This is a genomic window from Cupriavidus sp., assembly GCF_057315035.1.
Genome location: NZ_DBHKYV010000008.1, coordinates 69046 through 84743 on the forward strand (window position 1 = coordinate 69046; position 15698 = coordinate 84743).

Here is a 15698-nt window from a genome sequence, read left to right on the forward strand (position 1 = left end):
CGGGCTTGGCGGCGGCATGCGGGCCGTACCATGGGGGACTGACAAACCAGGAGGACGTCACCGCCATGGCCATCACCACCCGCATGCGCAAGAAAAAGCAGTACAAGAAAGCCGTGCTGAAACTGCGCGCCGCAATCAAGCGCAATGACGAGGAAGCGATCCGCATCCGGCGCGAGAAGCTTCAGGCGTTGCCCAAGCCGCGCCAACGCTATGCGCGCGAGGCGCTGGCCTAGCGCCTCACGCTGACGGCAGGGCCTTGGACCTCAGCCCTTGGCCCGGTCGGTCAACACCTTCATGGCGTCTGCCGGCAGCGGACCATGGCAGGTGCGCTCGCCGCCGGACTGACCCACGATCAGCCACACCTTGTCGGGTGTACTGGCCGGATGGAGTACCCATGCCGGCCCGCGCGCCGTATTGCTGGCCGGCAGGTCTTCCAGGGCGCCGCTATGTGGCGACTGCAGCAGTGCGGCGCAATCGTTCGCGGTGATCTGCGTCGCCTTGAGAAAGTCGGGATTGCCCAGCACTTCAGGCAATGCCGTGTCCGAGCCACGCAGGAAGGCATCGACATCGAACCGGCTGGCCTGGCTGTGCGCGCACGCCGACAACACCAATGCGGCGGCCAACGCGCTGCCCGGGGCGGCAAATTTTCCGCGATGCAGACGGAACAGGGATGGGTGAGCGTTTTTCATGGCGGTCCTTGGGCGAATTACTGCTTCATCACATCCGCGCCCTTGGGCACCGTGAAGCGGAATGCGTCCGCGGGCAGCGGCGGATTCTTCTGGATACCTGTGAACGACAGCAGCGTGGTGTTGCCAAACGCATCGCGCAATTCCATGGCTTCGAGATTACCGGCCTTGAAGCCAATGCCGATGCGCTCGAACTGGGTATCCTTCGCCTTGGGCGTCAGTTCCAGCCATTCCACGCCGTCGCGCGTGGCACCGTTCTTCACATCGAAGTTCTTGCTCAGGTCGTTGCTGCCGAACAGGATCGCGGCCGGACTGGAACCCAACGCGCCATCGAGCTTGCGCTCGGTCACCTGGTTCAGGTCCTTGTCGTAGATATACAGCGTCTGGCCGTCGGCCTGCAGCAGTTGATCGTACGGCTTGGTATAGCGCCACGTGAACTTGCCCGGGCGCGCGAATGCAAACGTGCCGCTCGACGTGCCGGAAACCTTGGCGCTGGCGCCCTGCCCCTTGACCTGCTTCTGCGTGAATTCACCCCGCGCGGACTTCACGCTGGTCACGAAGGTCTGCAACTGGTCGGTCGCGGCGGCCTGGGCGGCGGGCACGGCGGCCAGCAGCGCCAGCGTCGCGCACAGTGGCGCGAGAATGCGAGATCGCATGGAATCGGGTCCTTTCTGAGTCGCTAATGTCTGGTTAGAGCGGGCCGCGCATCGGCAATTCCGCGACAGGCTGTGACGGGCGTAACGGTATATTACCCGTCACATCGACCTGTGCTGTGGGAAAACCGATGCGGGTCAGTCGTCACCCGGGCCCGCGCCGGCACCGGCTGGGACCAGGATGTCGCGGTTGCCATTGCCGGACATGGCCGAGACCAACCCGGCCTTCTCCATGTCTTCGAGCAGGCGCGCCGCGCGGTTGTAACCGATGCGCAGATGGCGTTGCACCAGTGAGATCGAGGCCCGGCGGTTCTTGATCACCACTTCCACGGCCTGGTCGTAGAGCGGGTCGGCCTCGGCACCGCCGCCGCCAATGCCGGCACCGCCGCCAAAGGCATCGGCCCCGCCATCGCCATCGATCACGCCACCTTCAAGAATGCCCTCGATGTAGTTGGCTTCGCCGCCTTCCTTGAGCTTCTCGACCACGCGGTGCACTTCCTCATCGGACACGAAGGCTCCATGCACGCGTATCGGCATTCCGGTTCCCGGCGCCAGGTAAAGCATGTCACCCATGCCCAGCAGTGCTTCCGCGCCCTGCTGGTCCAGGATGGTGCGCGAGTCGATCTTGCTGCTGACCTGGAACGCGATCCGGGTCGGCACGTTGGCCTTGATCAGGCCCGTGATCACGTCGACGGACGGCCGCTGCGTGGCCAGCACCAGGTGCAGGCCCGCCGCGCGCGCCTTCTGCGCGATCCGGGCAATCAGCTCCTCGACCTTCTTGCCGACCACCATCATCAGGTCGGCCAGTTCGTCGATCACGATCACGATGACCGGCAGCTTGTCCAGCGGCTCCGGCGCATCGGGTGTCAGGCTGAACGGATTCGGAATCTTTTCTTCCTTCGCCGCGGCCTCGTCGATTTTCTTGTTGTAACCGGCAAGGTTGCGCACGCCAAGCTTGCTCATGAGCTTGTAGCGGCGCTCCATCTCGCCGACCGCCCAGTTCAGCGCATTGCCGGCCTGGCGCATGTCTGTCACGACCGGGCAAAGCAAGTGCGGAATGCCTTCGTAGACGCTCATTTCAAGCATCTTCGGATCGATCAGGATCAGGCGCACCTGGTCGGCCTTGGCCTTGTAGAGCAGCGACAGGATCATCGCGTTGATGCCCACCGATTTACCGGAGCCCGTGGTACCGGCCACCATGCAGTGAGGCATCTTGGCCAGGTCGGCCACCATCGGCTTGCCCGCGATGTCCTTGCCGAGCGCCATGGTCAGGTTCGACGCGCTCTCGTTGTAGACCTGCGAGCCCAGGATCTCGGACAGGCGCACGGTCTGGCGCTTCGGATTCGGCAGTTCCAGGCCCATGTAGTTCTTGCCCGGAATCGTCTCGACCACACGGATCGACACCAGCGACAGGCTGCGTGCCAGATCGCGCGCAAGATTCACCACCTGGCTGCCCTTGACGCCGGTGGCCGGCTCGATTTCGTAGCGCGTGATCACCGGGCCCGGATACGCGGCCACCACCTTGACCTCGACGCCAAAGTCCTTGAGCTTCTTTTCGATCAGGCGCGAGGTATATTCGAGCGTTTCGGCGCTGACGGTTTCCTGCTGCGTGGGAATCGGATCGAGCAGCGACAGCGGCGGCAGGTCGGAGTCCTGGATATCGGCGAACAGTGGCTGCTGCTTCTCGCGCTCCACCCGTTCGTGCTTGGGCACGGCCTGCGGACGTACGATCTGCACCGGCGCGGCCTCTTCCTGCCTGACGCGTTGCACCTCTACGGTTTCCGTTCGTTCCACCTTGGCCGCGGCGCCGATGATGCGGTCCTGCTTTTTCTCGCGACGCGCCTTGAATCCCATGAACAGCGTCTCGACAAAGCCGCCCACATGCTCGGCCACCGACAGCCACGAGAAATGGAAGAACAGCGACAGGCCGATCGCGAGCAACAGCAACAGCAACAGCGTGGCGCCAGAGAACCCAAGCGCCAGTTGCAGCCAGCCACCCAGCAGGTCGCCCAGCACGCCGCCCGGTGCGCGCGGCAGCGCCGCCCGTAGCGGATACATGCGGATCGCCTCGAGGCCCATGCTCGACACCAGCGTGAGCACAAAGCCGATCCAGCTTACGGCCGTGCTGTGGTGGTGCGGTTCGGGTACGCGCTCGGGCAGTTCGGCGGTCAGCACACGCCAGCCACGCCAGCAGCGGCGCATCAGCAGCACGCTCCACCAATAGGCGGAGAAGCCGAAGATGAAGAACAGTACGTCAGCCACCCAGGCGCCCACGCGGCCGCCAAGGTTGTGGATATCGGCCACCTGGCTGGCGTGCGACCAGCCGGGGTCGGCCTTGCTGTAACTGGCCAGCACACACAGGAAGCCGAGCGTCACGGCGAGCAGCAGGAACCAGCGCACCTCGCCAAGCAGCTTGCCGATACGCGATGGAAGTGCCGACGGGTCGGTCCGGGTAGTCGTGGTTGCGCGAGCCATGCGTCAGGGTCTGTTCAATCGTGCGAAGTGGACGATGGCGGCCATTTTAACCTTTGCCGGAGCTATCGCACCCATTGGAATTTGCAACAGTCGGCAAACGCCGTGCCACATATAATGGCGGTTTCGAGTGACACCGGCGTAACCGCCGCGTCGACTCACTTGTTGCCTACAGGAACGCATCATGTCTGCAAAACACGCAAAAGTGCTAATTCTCGGGTCCGGACCGGCCGGCTACACTGCCGCCGTCTACGCGGCCCGCGCCAACCTGAACCCGGTCCTGATCACCGGCCTGGCCCAGGGCGGCCAGCTGATGACCACGACCGACGTGGAAAACTGGCCCGCTGACGCTAACGGCGTGCAGGGCCCGGACTTGATGCAGCGTTTCCAGGCACACGCCGAGCGTTTCAACACCGAAATCATCTTCGATCACATCCATACGGCCAAACTGACCGAAAAGCCGATCCGCCTGATTGGCGATTCGGGCGAGTACACCTGTGACGCCCTGATCATTGCCACCGGCGCTTCGGCCCAATACCTGGGCCTGCCGTCGGAGGAAAGCTTCATGGGTCGCGGCGTGTCGGCCTGCGCCACATGCGACGGGTTCTTCTACAAGAACCAGGAAGTTGCGGTGATCGGCGGAGGCAATACCGCTGTCGAGGAAGCCCTCTACCTGTCGCACATCGCCAGCAAGGTGACCGTGATCCACCGTCGCGACAAGTTCCGCGCCGAGCCGATCCTGGTGGACCGCCTGCTGCAACGCGTGCAGGAAGGCCGCATCGAACTGCGCTACGACCATACGCTGGACGAAGTGCTGGGCGACCAGTCGGGCGTGACGGGCTTGCGTATCCGCAGCACCAAGGACGCCAACCAGACCGAGGACCTGAAACTGGCCGGCGTGTTCGTGGCAATTGGCCACAAGCCGAACACCGACCTGTTCGAAGGCCAGCTCGAGATGAAGAACGGCTATATCGTGACCAAGAGCGGCCTGTCGGGCGATGCCACGGCAACGAGCATCCCCGGCGTGTTCGCCGCCGGCGACGTGCAGGACCATGTCTACCGCCAGGCCATCACCAGCGCCGGCACCGGCTGCATGGCCGCACTGGACGCACAGCGCTTCGTGGAAGCGCTGAAGTAAGCTACCTGGCCGCCGGGACAATCCGGACGATCAGGACTAACGGGGACGCCCGCCTTGCCGCGGCCGTCCCCGTTTTCTTTATAATCGACGCCGAGCATTTTGAGAGTCCTCCTATGTCGCAAGGCGCCAAAACTCCCCCCAAGCGATTCGGCCTCAATGACCTGGCCGCGCTGCGTGACAACCTCAAGGCCGATACCGAGCGCCGCGAGGCAGAGCGCAAGGCCGCCGAGGCCGCCGCAAAGCGTGCCGAGGAAGAGGCCAATGTCTTTCGATCGAGCGTGGGCTCGGTCAGCGCGCTACGCGAGCGCAATCGCGTCCAGCACCCCCAGAAAGCCCCCTCACCCATCCCCGTGCAGAGCCAGCTGAACGACAAGGCCGTGCTGGAAGCCTCGTTGTCCGATGAATTCGACGTCGAGAACCTGCTCGATATCGATGAAACGATGTCGTTTCGGCGCCCCGGGATTGGCGAGGATGTGATCAAGAAACTGCGCCGCGGCGAATGGGTACCACAGGACAAGGTGGACCTGCACGGCCTGCGTAGCGACGAGGCGCGCGAGGCGCTGGCAAATTTCCTGCGCCGATCGGTGCGCAACGGCGTGCGCTGCGTGCGCGTGATTCATGGCAAGGGCATCGGCTCGCCCGACAAGCTGCCGGTGCTCAAGGGCAAGGTGCGCAGTTGGCTCGTGCAAAAGGAAGAAGTGATTGCCTTCGTCCAGGCCCGTGAGTCGCAGGGCGGAGCGGGCGCGCTGATGGTATTGCTGCGTCAGCCCAAACCCTGACCTCCATGCACTTCCACTTGCCGTTCGATCTGCTGATGGGGCGGCTGCCCTTGATCCTCCACATCATGGAGATCACCGGGGTGCTCGCGTTCGCGGTGTCGGGCGTGGTCGATGCGCGCAAGCAACGGCTCGATGCCGTGGGTACTTTCATCGTCGCGTTCGCCACCGCCTTCGGCGGCGGCACGGTGCGCGACGTGCTGCTGGATCGACGGCCGTTCTACTGGGTCGATCACGAATACTATGTGCTGCTGATCTTTGCGATGTCGATCGGCGCGTCGATCGTCTTCCGCGTGGTCAGCAGCGTGGCCTCGGACCGCACCATGCTGATTGCCGATGCCATCGGGCTTGGCCTGTTTTCGGTCACGGGCACCTCGCTGGCGCTGGTGGCCCAGATGACGCCAACCGTGGCCGTGATGATGGGCATCATCTCCGCGGTGTTCGGCGGCGTGCTGCGCGACATCCTGTGCAATGAAGTACCGATGATCCTGCGCGACCGCTCACCCTATGCCACCTGTTCGTTTGTGGGATGCTGGGTCTATGTCGGCCTGACCTGGCTGCGCGCGGACCAGGAGGTGGCGCTGCTGGCCGGCGCACTGGTGACAATGGGAATGCGGCTGCTGTCGGTGCAGTTCGGCTGGAAACTGCCGAGTTGAATGGGTTCGCTCCCCTCGCCGCTATCGTGGGCGAGGGGAATGCATAACCACCGGTATCGCGCAAAACAAAAAAGGCCGGCATGTGCCGGCCTTCTGCATATCTGATGCCACTTACACCGCGGCTTCGTCCTGCTCGCCGGTACGAATGCGGATCACGCGCTCGATCTCGGTCACGAAGATCTTGCCGTCACCGATCTTGCCGGTGTGGGCAGCCTTGACGATCGAGTCCAGCACCGTGTCGAGCTGGTTCTCGGCCACAACCACCTCGATCTTGATCTTCGGCAGGAAGTCGACCACGTATTCGGCGCCACGGTACAACTCGGTGTGCCCCTTCTGACGGCCGAAGCCTTTCACCTCGGTCACCGTCAGACCGGTCACGCCCACGTCGGCCAATGCCTCGCGCACTTCGTCAAGCTTGAACGGTTTGATGATGGCGGTAATCTGCTTCATGGCTGGCCCCTGTCTCTAAGATGTCGGTAGATGACAGATTCTAGCCCGAAACACCACACGGCGATTGCGGGCATACCCATATTGTCCGCAATCTGCGTGCCAATCAGTCCGGAATCCGCGCCAGATCGCGCACCCAGACCGCCGATTCCCCATCGCTCGGTGCGCGCCAGTCACCACGCGGCGACAGCGAACCGCCCGACCCCACTTTCGGTGCATTCGGGATGCACGACCGCTTGAACTGGCTGGTACGGAAGAACCGGTCGACAAAAATCCCGAGGATGCGCTTGATTTCGGGCAGTTGATAGCTGTTACGGGTGACATGCGGGCCGTTCGGCCATTCACCGCGCGCCACGTCGCCCCAGGCATGCAGTGCCAGGAAGGCAACCTTGGATGGCGCATAGCCATAGCGCAGCGTGTAGTAGAGGTTGAAATCCTGCAGTTCGTACGGCCCGATGATCTGTTCGGTCTTCTGTTCGGGCGCCTTGTCCTGGCCGTTGGCAGCGACGCCGCTTGGCACCAGTTCGGGACTGATATCGGTATCGAGCACCGCCAGCAGCACATCCTGGCCACCCTTGGCCACCTGCCCCGTTTCCGCCACCCATCGCACCAGATGGCTGATCAGCGTCTTGGGCACGCTCGCATTGACGTTGTAGTGCGACATATGATCGCCCACGCCGTAGGTACACCAGCCCAGCGCCAGTTCACTGAGGTCGCCTGTGCCGATCACGATGGCCTGGTTGTGGTTGGCCAGTCGGAACAGGTGGTTCGTACGTTCGCCGGCCTGCACGTTCTCGAAGGTCACGTCATAGATCGGCTCACCGCGTGAGTACGGATGATCGAGATCCTTGAGCATGGCCAGGCAGCTCGGGCGAATGTCGATCTCGCGCGCGGTGCAGCCCACCAGTTGCATCAGCTCGCGGGCCTGCTTCAGCGTGCGGTCGCTGGTGGCAAAGCCCGGCATCGTATAGGCCAGGATATTTGCGCGCGGCAGACCCAGGCGGTCCATGGCCTTGGCGCAGACCAGCAGCGCATGGGTGGAATCGAGCCCTCCCGAGACACCAATCACTACATTCGAGATCCGGCTCGATGACAGCCGCTGCACCAGCGCCTGCACCTGGATGTTGTAGACCTCCATGCAGCGCTCGTCGCGGCGTCGCGCGTCGGCCGGCACGTACGGGAAGCGCTCTACCTTGCGCTGCAATGGCATGGCCTGCGCGGTCGGCACCTCGACATGGAAGGCAACCACGTCGAACTGCTCCACCTCGTCGCGATGGCGACGTACCGAATGACCAAACGTGGTCTGGTGCATGCGCTCGCGCGACAGGCGTTCCAGGTCGATATCGGCAAACAGCAGGTGCGAGGAATCGGCAAAGCGCTCCGATTCACCGAGCAGTTCGCCGTTTTCATAGATCAGTGCCTGACCATCCCAGGCCAGGTCGGTCGTCGACTCCCCCTTGCCCGCCGACGTGTACAGGTATGCGGCCAGGCAGCGCGCCGATTGCTGCGATACCAGTTGATGCCGGTAGCCCGACTTGCCGATCACGATATTCGATGCCGACAGGTTCACCAGTACCGTGGCCCCGGCCAGCGCCGCAAACGACGACGGCGGGATCGGTACCCATACGTCTTCGCAGATCTCGGCATGGAAACGGAAGAACGGGATGTTCTCGATGTCGAACAGCAAGTTGGCACCGAACGGCACGGTGGCACCAAGCAACGAGATCGTGTCGATGGCCGCGCAATCGGCGGGGCTGAACTGGCGGGCCTCGTAGAATTCCCAGTAATTTGGCAGGTAGCTCTTTGGCACCACGCCCTGCACCATGCCATTGGCCACCACCACCGCGCAGTTGAACAACTGGTGCTCCACCAGCACCGGCATGCCGACGATCATAGCGGCACGAATGCCGGCCGAAGCCTCGACGATGGACTGCAACGCCAGTTCGCACTCGCGCAACAACGCACGCTGATGGAACAGGTCGTCGCAGGTATAGGCCGGCAGGCCCAACTCGGGAAAAGCCACCAGCACGGCGCCGCCATCGGCGGCCTGGCGGGCCAGCGCAATGGTCTGTTCCGCGTTGTACGCGGGATCGGCCACGCGGCACTCGGGCACGCCAACGGCCACGCGCGCGAAGCCGTGGGAATAGAGATTGAAAAACGGGTGCGTCATGTCTGGCCCTGGATCTGCCCGGCAGGGGCTGCGGATGCCTGCATTCTACGACGCATGCGCCACCCGCGTGGCAGGCAGTCTGCGCTGCCACATTGTTTCCGGTAGACTCGCCCAGCACCAGGCCATGGAAGCATCCGTCCCTACCCGCCCTCGTCCGTCTTCATGAGTGAATCGCGCCCCGACTACCGCACGGATATCGTGCAGGACCTTGCCGAGATCGATGCGGCCGACTGGGATGCGCTGCTTGCCGTACAGGCCGAGCCCACGCCGTTCCTGCGCCATGCGTTCCTGCACGCGCTGCATGCCAGTGGCAGCGCCACCGACGACACCGGCTGGTCGCCGCGCTTCCTGACCCTTTGGGTGCCCGACGGCCATGGACCCGGCCGCGATCGCCTGGCCGCGGCGATGCCGCTCTATGCCAAGACGCACTCGTATGGCGAATACGTGTTCGACTGGGCCTGGGCCGATGCCTACCGCCAGCATGGCCTCGACTACTACCCGAAGTGGCTCGCGGCAATCCCGTTTACGCCGGTACGCGGCGCGCGGCTGCTGGCCGAGGACGATCTTGCCCGGCATGTGCTGCTGCGCTTCGCGCTGGCCCTGGCCAAGGAAAGCGAGCTGTCATCGTTGCATGTGCTGTTTCCGTCAGACCATGAAGCGGACCTGATGCAGGAAGCCGGCATGATGATGCGGCACGGCGTGCAGTTTCACTGGGCCAATCCCGGCTATGAAAGTTTCGACGCCTTCCTGGCCACGCTTTCGCAGAAGAAGCGCAAGAACATCCGCGCCGAGCGGCGCCGCGTGGCCGAGGCCGGCATCACGTTCCGTCAACTGCGCGGTACGCAGATCGACGACGAAGCATGGAAGTTCTTCAATCGCTGCTATCGGCAGACCTATCGCGAACACCACTCTTCGCCCTACCTGAACCTTGATTTCTTCCGCCGCATAGGTGCGGCGATGCCTGAAAACCTGTTGCTGGTGATTGCCGAACGCGCCGGCCGCGACATCGCCAGTTCGCTGGTGGTGTTTGACGCCGATCCCGCGATCAGCACGTTGTACGGCCGTTACTGGGGCGCGCTCGAGCATCATCCCTGCCTGCACTTCGAGACCGCCTACTACCAGCCACTGGAGTTCTGCATTGCCGAAGGCATCGCCAGCTTCGAAGGCGGCGCCCAGGGCGAGCACAAGATGGCGCGCGGCTTCCTGCCCGTGGCCACGCGCTCAGCGCACTGGCTTGCCCATCCATCGTTCGCGGATGCGGTCGAGCGCTTCCTGTCGCGCGAACGCCAGGGCATGGACGCCTATCTCGACGAACTCAACGAGCGCAATCCGTTCGCACGACAGGCAGACTGATTACCGGCGCGGCCACATGCGCCGCAGCGTGTTGTCGCCGAGCATATGGTGGTGAAACAGCGCGCCCATGGCATGCAGGCCGATCACCAGGTAGAACGCGGTGCCAATGGTTTCGTGGATCGCCTTCACCGTGTCGCGCAGCGCCTTGTCTGGCCCAACTACTGAAGGTAGCTCCAGCCCCGGCAGTTGCAACAAATGGCCGCCGGCATTGAGCGTGACGATGCCAAGGACTGGCTGCGCCACGATAAACAGGTACAGCGCACCGTGCATGGCATGCCCGGCCCATTGCATCCAGCGCGGCCCGGGCTCGGCTGGCGGCGCACCGCGCACCAGGCGCCACAGCACACGCGCAACGGCCAGCGCCAGCACCATGACACCGGCCCACTCGTGGGCCGACATTGCCAGCGCACGGGCCGGCGTGCCCCGCCCAGTCAGTCCCTTGAGCTCGATTGCCGCGTACGCGACGGCCACCAGCAGGAACACCGCCCAGTGCAGAAAGATCGCCACGCCGCCATAACGCGGCGAAGCCGCCGCAGCCATCTCGGCCGTACCTGACATCTTCGGGAAATTCATGCGCACTCGTTCTTCTTCATTCTTGTGTGGGGCCGTACCAGCCTGCGCCAACAAAAAACCCCGCAGCCTGGCGGGGTTTCCTGTTTCCTGCACAACCGTACGCGCTGCTTACTTCTTGAAGTTCGCCACGCCGTCGGTGATTTCCTTGTGGGCTTCCTCGATACCAGCCCAGCCTTCGACCTTGACCCACTTGCCTGCTTCGAGTGCCTTATAGTTCTCAAAGAAGTGCTTGATCTGGTCCAGCAGGTTTTGCGGCACATCCGACAGGCCCTTGATGCTGGCGGTAGCCGGCGACAGCTTGTCCACCGGCACGGCCACCAGCTTGGCGTCGACGCCCGACTCGTCGGTCATCTTCAGCATGCCCAGTGCACGGCAACGCACGACGGCACCAGCCAGGATCGGGAACGGGGTCAGCACCAGCACGTCGACCGGGTCGCCGTCGCCCGACAGCGTTTGCGGAATGAAACCGTAGTTGGCCGGATAGCGCATGCCCGTGCCGATGAAACGGTCCACGAACAGCAGGCCGGTTTCCTTGTCGGCCTCATACTTCACCGGATCGCTTTGCGCCGAGATCTCGATGATGACGTTGAAGTCGTTGGGAAGGTCCTTGCCCGGGGAGACGAGGTTGAAGCTCATGCGAGTTCTCCGAATACCTGTGGAATGGGATGGGCGGCATTATAGCGGGTCGTGCCTGACCGCAGGCTGACAGCCTGACCGGGCAATGTGCCCCACAATGCCTTGCGCGCCCGGCGCGGTGCGCGATAATGCGGCATTCCCGATTTTCAGCATTTGCTCCATAACCGGAGCCGTGGAGACCTGCATGCATGCCCAGCATTTCGTCGCCAACCGCCTGATCGCCCCCGATTCCGGGCTGCGCATCAAGGTGTTCGACCCGTCCAGCGGCGAGCCGTTTGCCGAGATCGCGCGCGGCAATGCCACCGATATCAGCGTGGCCGTGCACGCCGCGCGCCAGGCTGCCGAGGGCGTCTGGGGCACGATGAACCCGGCCGACCGCGTGCGCCTGCTGAACCGCGTGGCGCTCAAGCTGATCGAGCACGAGGACGAACTGGCCGCGCTGGAAGCGCGCGACACCGGCAAGCCGATGCGCCAGGCCCGCGCCGACGCGCGTGCCGTGGCACGCTATTTCGAGTTCTATGCCGGTGCGGCCGACAAGCTGCATGGCGAGACCATTCCTTACAACGCCGGCTATACCGTGCTGACCGTGCGCGAGCCGCACGGCATTACCGGCCACATCATCCCGTGGAACTACCCGCTGCAGATCTTTGGGCGCAGCGTGGGCGCGGCACTGGCCACCGGCAATGCCTGCGTGGTCAAGCCGGCCGAGGACGCCTGCCTGTCGATCCTGCGCGTGGCCGAACTGGCCGCCGAGGCGGGGTTGCCCGAAGGCGCGCTGAACATCGTCACCGGCTATGGCCATGAGGCCGGCGCGGCGCTGGCGCGACACCCCGGCATCCAGCACATCTCGTTCACGGGCTCACCCCAGACCGGCAAGCTCGTGGCGCAGCTCGCAGCCGAGAACCATGTGCCCGTGACGCTGGAGCTTGGCGGCAAGTCGCCGCAGGTGGTGTTTGCCGATGCCGATCTCGATGCGTTGCTGCCCGTGGTAGTCAACGGCATCGTGCAGAATGCCGGCCAGACCTGTTCGGCCGGCAGCCGCCTGCTGGTGGAACGTCCGGTCTACGAGACGCTGCTCGACCGCCTGTCGGGCGTGTTCGAGTCGCTGCGCGTGGGCCCGTCCGAACTCGATCTCGAATGCGGCCCGCTCATCAGCCGCAGGCAGCAGCAGCGCGTGTGGGATTTCGTTTCCGATGCCCAGCATGCCGGCATCGCCGTAATGGCACAGGGCCAGATCGTCGGCGAAGCGCCGGAGTCCGGCTACTATCAGGTGCCGATGTTGTTCCGCGACGTGCCACCCACGCACCGCCTGGCACAGGAAGAAGTATTCGGCCCGCTACTGGCCGCGATGCCGTTCGACACCGAAGATGAGGCGATCCGCCTGGCCAACGGTACGCCGTACGGTCTGGTGGCGGGCGTCTGGACTCGCGACGGCGCGCGCCAGATGCGCCTGGCACGCAAGCTGCGCGCCGGGCAGGTCTTTATCAACAACTATGGCGCCGGCGGCGGCGTCGAGCTGCCGTTTGGCGGCACCGGCCAGTCGGGCCATGGCCGCGAGAAGGGCTTCGAGGCCCTGTACGGATTCACCACTCTGAAAACCATCGCCATTCAACATGGGTAATATCAATTTCCTGTCGGTCGCATTCGCCATTTTCTTTTTCTGGATGGCCTGGCACGTCAGGCAGAAGCGCGCCACAAATCCGTCCGGCATGCCCCGCCTGCAGGTCTTCAAGCGCAAATGGGGCGAAACCGTGGGCGACCGCGTCCACTGGTGCCTCTACGTGGCGCTGCCGTTCCTGCTGGCGATCATGATGGTTGCCAACGCTTTGCGCGGCCGCGGACCGTTCTCGCACTGATTCACGTTTCACGTTGTTCCGCCCGTAGCGCGGCACAAGACCGCGCCGGGTCTCACCGATAACAGGAGACAGGCAATGACCAGACTGGCTGGCAAGGTAGCGGTTGTAACGGGCGGTGGTTCGGGGTTCGGCGAAGGCATTGCGCATACGTTCGCGCGCGAAGGCGCCAGCGTGATGGTGGCCGACCTGAATCTCGATGCTGCCGAACGCGTGGCCGCTGCGATACGCGATGCAGGTGGCCAGGCGCAGGCCGCGCGCGCCGATGTATCGCACGGTGACGATGTGGCCGCCATGCGCGATGCCACGCTTGCCGCCTTTGGCGATGTGCACTGCGTGGTCAACAACGCGGGCACCACCCATCGCAACAAGCCGATCCTTGAAGTCACCGAGGAAGAGTTCGACCGTGTCTATGCGGTCAACGTGAAGAGCATCTACTGGTCTGCCCACCACTTCATTCCGCACTTCCGCAAACGCGGCGGCGGCAACTTCGTCAACGTCGCATCGACGGCCGGCATCCGGCCGCGTCCCGGACTGGTCTGGTACAACGGCAGCAAGGGTGCAGTCATCGTGGCCAGCAAGGCCATGGCCGCCGAGCTCGGGCCCGACAAGATCCGCGTGAACTGCGTGAATCCGGTGATCGGCGCCACGGGCCTGCTGGAACAGTTCATGGGCATGCCCGACACCCCGGAAAACCGCGCGAAATTCCTGGCCACGATTCCCATGGGGCGCATGTCGACGCCGCAGGACGTGGCCAACGCCTGCCTGTACCTGGCATCCGATGAAGCCAGCTTCATCACCGGCACCTGCATCGAGGTCGATGGAGGACGCTGCGTCTGACGGCCTGACATGTCGCAATCATTACCGCCATTAAAAATACAAATCCAGAACCCAATGAGGAGACAAGGATGACAACGACCGCAGTCAACACCGGCGCGCGCGACGCCGGCTTCGAGGATGCCACCTACCGCAAGGTGAGCTGGCGTATCGTGCCATTTCTGTTGTTGTGCTACGTGGTGGCCTACCTGGACCGCGTCAACGTGGGCTTTGCCAAGCTGCAGATGCTCAACGACCTGCAGTTCAGCGAGACGATCTACGGCCTGGGTGCCGGGATCTTCTTCATCGGCTACTTCCTGTTCGAGGTGCCGAGCAATGTGATCCTGCACAAGGTCGGCGCGCGCATCTGGATTGCGCGGATCATGATCACATGGGGCCTGATCTCGGCGGCCATGATGTTTGTCACCACGCCGACCATGTTCTATGTGCTGCGCTTCCTGCTGGGTATTGCCGAAGCCGGCTTCTTTCCCGGCATCATCCTGTACCTGACCTACTGGTATCCGGCCAACCGGCGTGGGCGCACCACCACGTTCTTCATGACGGCCATTGCGCTGTCGGGCGTGATCGGCGGGCCGCTGTCGGGCTGGATCATGCAGTCGTTCGACGGACATAACGGCTGGTCTGGCTGGCAATGGATGTTCCTGGTCGAGGGCATTCCGTCGATCCTGGTCGGCATCTGGGTGCTGCTGTTCCTGGACGACCGCATCGCACATGCGAAGTGGCTGACCGCCGATGAGAAGGCACTGCTCGAACGCAATATCGCCAATGAAAACCAGCACAAGGAAGATCCGCCGATTCGCCAGGTGTTGTCGAGCCCGCGTGTCTGGTTGATGAGCGCGATCTACTTCAGCTTTGTGATGGGCCTCTATGGCGTGAGCTTCTGGCTGCCGACGATCATCAAGCAAACCGGCGTGAAAGGCGCGCTCGATATCGGCATGCTGACCGCCATCCCATATGGCTGCGCCGTGATCGGCATGATCCTGGTGGCCTACAGCGCCGACCGTCGTGGCGAACGGCGCTGGCATATCGCGCTGCCGGCGCTGCTCGGCGCGGTGGGACTGGTGCTGTCGGTGCAGTGGCACGGTGACACCACGATGGCGATGGTGGCACTGACGCTGGCCACGATCGGCATCCTGACCACGCTGCCGTTGTTCTGGAGCCTGCCGACGGCCTTCCTGGCCGGCACGGGCGCCGCCGCCGGCATTGCACTGATCAACTCGCTGGGGAACCTGGCCGGCTTTATCAGCCCCTATGCAGTGGGCTGGCTCAAGGACCTGACAAAGAGCACGGACTCAGGCATGTACCTGCTGGCCGTGTGCATGGTGGTGGGCGCGGCACTGGTGCTGTCGGTACCGGCACGGATGGTGAACAAGCGGGTGGATTGAACTGCTGGAGGTGTGTGACGCCCCTCTCCCATTGCATGGGAGGGGCGCGAACCGTCGCAGATC

General features: G+C 63.7%; 16 protein-coding genes. 9 read left to right on the plus strand and 7 right to left on the minus strand.

Annotated elements, in window-relative coordinates:
• The first annotated feature begins 65 nt into the window (after nucleotides 1-65).
• Entirely contained in the window at nucleotides 66-233 is a 168-nt protein-coding gene (locus ACO550_RS13480) for a hypothetical protein (protein WP_315592556.1), read from the plus strand.
• 30 nt (nucleotides 234-263) lie between these two features.
• On the opposite strand, the gene ACO550_RS13485 is transcribed toward ACO550_RS13480, so the two are convergent.
• The 3 genes from ACO550_RS13485 to ACO550_RS13495 all read right to left on the minus strand — a co-directional run bounded on the left by ACO550_RS13485 (nucleotide 264) and on the right by ACO550_RS13495 (nucleotide 3814).
• A complete protein-coding gene (locus tag ACO550_RS13485; protein ID WP_315592555.1) occupies nucleotides 264-689 on the minus strand; it encodes a hypothetical protein in 426 nt (141 codons plus the stop codon).
• A 17-nt stretch (nucleotides 690-706) separates the two neighbouring features.
• Nucleotides 707-1342 carry an outer membrane lipoprotein chaperone LolA gene (gene lolA, locus ACO550_RS13490; RefSeq protein ID WP_315592554.1) on the minus strand — a complete coding sequence of 212 codons (636 nt, stop codon included), beginning with the start codon at nucleotides 1340-1342 and terminating at the stop codon, nucleotides 707-709.
• A 135-nt stretch (nucleotides 1343-1477) separates the two neighbouring features.
• A complete protein-coding gene (locus ACO550_RS13495; protein WP_315592553.1) occupies nucleotides 1478-3814 on the minus strand; it encodes a DNA translocase FtsK in 2337 nt (778 codons plus the stop codon).
• Between the two features lie 181 nt (nucleotides 3815-3995).
• On the opposite strand from ACO550_RS13495, the gene trxB reads away from it, so the two are divergent.
• From trxB to ACO550_RS13510, 3 genes are all read left to right on the plus strand, one after another.
• Entirely contained in the window at nucleotides 3996-4949 is a 954-nt protein-coding gene (trxB, locus tag ACO550_RS13500; RefSeq protein WP_315592552.1) for a thioredoxin-disulfide reductase, read from the plus strand.
• 113 nt (nucleotides 4950-5062) lie between these two features.
• Complete coding sequence (locus tag ACO550_RS13505) at nucleotides 5063-5728, plus strand: Smr/MutS family protein (protein ID WP_315592551.1); 666 nt, start codon at nucleotides 5063-5065, stop codon at nucleotides 5726-5728.
• A 5-nt stretch (nucleotides 5729-5733) separates the two neighbouring features.
• Entirely contained in the window at nucleotides 5734-6381 is a 648-nt protein-coding gene (locus ACO550_RS13510; protein WP_315592550.1) for a TRIC cation channel family protein, read from the plus strand.
• A 111-nt stretch (nucleotides 6382-6492) separates the two neighbouring features.
• On the opposite strand, the gene glnK is transcribed toward ACO550_RS13510, so the two are convergent.
• Together glnK and ACO550_RS13520 are read right to left on the minus strand one after the other, a co-directional pair.
• Nucleotides 6493-6831 (minus strand): P-II family nitrogen regulator, encoded by a 339-nt coding sequence (gene glnK / locus ACO550_RS13515; RefSeq protein WP_061957551.1) that lies wholly within the window; start codon nucleotides 6829-6831, stop codon nucleotides 6493-6495.
• Nucleotides 6832-6934: 103 nt separating this feature from the next.
• Complete coding sequence (locus ACO550_RS13520) at nucleotides 6935-8998, minus strand: NAD(+) synthase (RefSeq protein WP_315592549.1); 2064 nt, start codon at nucleotides 8996-8998, stop codon at nucleotides 6935-6937.
• Between the two features lie 162 nt (nucleotides 8999-9160).
• Here ACO550_RS13520 and ACO550_RS13525 point away from each other — a divergent pair, with 162 nt between their 5' ends.
• Nucleotides 9161-10351 (plus strand): GNAT family N-acetyltransferase, encoded by a 1191-nt coding sequence (locus tag ACO550_RS13525; protein WP_315592548.1) that lies wholly within the window; start codon nucleotides 9161-9163, stop codon nucleotides 10349-10351.
• On the opposite strand, the gene ACO550_RS13530 is transcribed toward ACO550_RS13525, so the two are convergent.
• Together ACO550_RS13530 and ppa are read right to left on the minus strand one after the other, a co-directional pair.
• Nucleotides 10352-10924, minus strand: coding sequence for a cytochrome b (locus ACO550_RS13530; RefSeq protein WP_485994872.1), 573 nt, complete (start codon nucleotides 10922-10924; stop codon nucleotides 10352-10354).
• Between the two features lie 108 nt (nucleotides 10925-11032).
• Nucleotides 11033-11560: an inorganic diphosphatase gene (ppa, locus tag ACO550_RS13535; RefSeq protein WP_315592547.1), complete on the minus strand. Its 528-nt coding sequence runs from the start codon at nucleotides 11558-11560 to the stop codon at nucleotides 11033-11035.
• 184 nt (nucleotides 11561-11744) lie between these two features.
• Between ppa and ACO550_RS13540 the strand changes: the two genes are divergently transcribed.
• The 4 genes from ACO550_RS13540 (at nucleotide 11745) to ACO550_RS13555 (ending at nucleotide 15635) form a co-directional block, all read left to right on the plus strand.
• Nucleotides 11745-13181, plus strand: coding sequence for an aldehyde dehydrogenase family protein (locus tag ACO550_RS13540; protein ID WP_315592546.1), 1437 nt, complete (start codon nucleotides 11745-11747; stop codon nucleotides 13179-13181).
• Nucleotides 13174-13416 carry a hypothetical protein gene (locus ACO550_RS13545; protein ID WP_315592545.1) on the plus strand — a complete coding sequence of 81 codons (243 nt, stop codon included), beginning with the start codon at nucleotides 13174-13176 and terminating at the stop codon, nucleotides 13414-13416. The genes ACO550_RS13540 and ACO550_RS13545 overlap by 8 nt, the downstream gene beginning before the upstream one ends.
• Before the next feature lie 75 nt (nucleotides 13417-13491).
• Nucleotides 13492-14253 (plus strand): glucose 1-dehydrogenase, encoded by a 762-nt coding sequence (locus ACO550_RS13550; RefSeq protein WP_315592544.1) that lies wholly within the window; start codon nucleotides 13492-13494, stop codon nucleotides 14251-14253.
• A gap of 68 nt (nucleotides 14254-14321) precedes the next feature.
• Nucleotides 14322-15635 carry an MFS transporter gene (locus ACO550_RS13555; RefSeq protein WP_315592543.1) on the plus strand — a complete coding sequence of 438 codons (1314 nt, stop codon included), beginning with the start codon at nucleotides 14322-14324 and terminating at the stop codon, nucleotides 15633-15635.
• The last annotated feature ends 63 nt before the right edge of the window (nucleotides 15636-15698 follow it).

Coding starts and splice junctions, on each gene's coding strand:
- ACO550_RS13480 (WP_315592556.1), top strand. CDS start 66: ATGGCCATCACCACCCGCATGCGCAAGAAAAAGCAGTACAAGAAAGCC.
- ACO550_RS13485 (WP_315592555.1), bottom strand. CDS start 689: ATGAAAAACGCTCACCCATCCCTGTTCCGTCTGCATCGCGGAAAATTT.
- lolA (WP_315592554.1), bottom strand. CDS start 1,342: ATGCGATCTCGCATTCTCGCGCCACTGTGCGCGACGCTGGCGCTGCTG.
- ACO550_RS13495 (WP_315592553.1), bottom strand. CDS start 3,814: ATGGCTCGCGCAACCACGACTACCCGGACCGACCCGTCGGCACTTCCA.
- trxB (WP_315592552.1), top strand. CDS start 3,996: ATGTCTGCAAAACACGCAAAAGTGCTAATTCTCGGGTCCGGACCGGCC.
- ACO550_RS13505 (WP_315592551.1), top strand. CDS start 5,063: ATGTCGCAAGGCGCCAAAACTCCCCCCAAGCGATTCGGCCTCAATGAC.
- ACO550_RS13510 (WP_315592550.1), top strand. CDS start 5,734: ATGCACTTCCACTTGCCGTTCGATCTGCTGATGGGGCGGCTGCCCTTG.
- glnK (WP_061957551.1), bottom strand. CDS start 6,831: ATGAAGCAGATTACCGCCATCATCAAACCGTTCAAGCTTGACGAAGTG.
- ACO550_RS13520 (WP_315592549.1), bottom strand. CDS start 8,998: ATGACGCACCCGTTTTTCAATCTCTATTCCCACGGCTTCGCGCGCGTG.
- ACO550_RS13525 (WP_315592548.1), top strand. CDS start 9,161: ATGAGTGAATCGCGCCCCGACTACCGCACGGATATCGTGCAGGACCTT.
- ACO550_RS13530 (WP_485994872.1), bottom strand. CDS start 10,924: ATGAATTTCCCGAAGATGTCAGGTACGGCCGAGATGGCTGCGGCGGCT.
- ppa (WP_315592547.1), bottom strand. CDS start 11,560: ATGAGCTTCAACCTCGTCTCCCCGGGCAAGGACCTTCCCAACGACTTC.
- ACO550_RS13540 (WP_315592546.1), top strand. CDS start 11,745: ATGCATGCCCAGCATTTCGTCGCCAACCGCCTGATCGCCCCCGATTCC.
- ACO550_RS13545 (WP_315592545.1), top strand. CDS start 13,174: ATGGGTAATATCAATTTCCTGTCGGTCGCATTCGCCATTTTCTTTTTC.
- ACO550_RS13550 (WP_315592544.1), top strand. CDS start 13,492: ATGACCAGACTGGCTGGCAAGGTAGCGGTTGTAACGGGCGGTGGTTCG.
- ACO550_RS13555 (WP_315592543.1), top strand. CDS start 14,322: ATGACAACGACCGCAGTCAACACCGGCGCGCGCGACGCCGGCTTCGAG.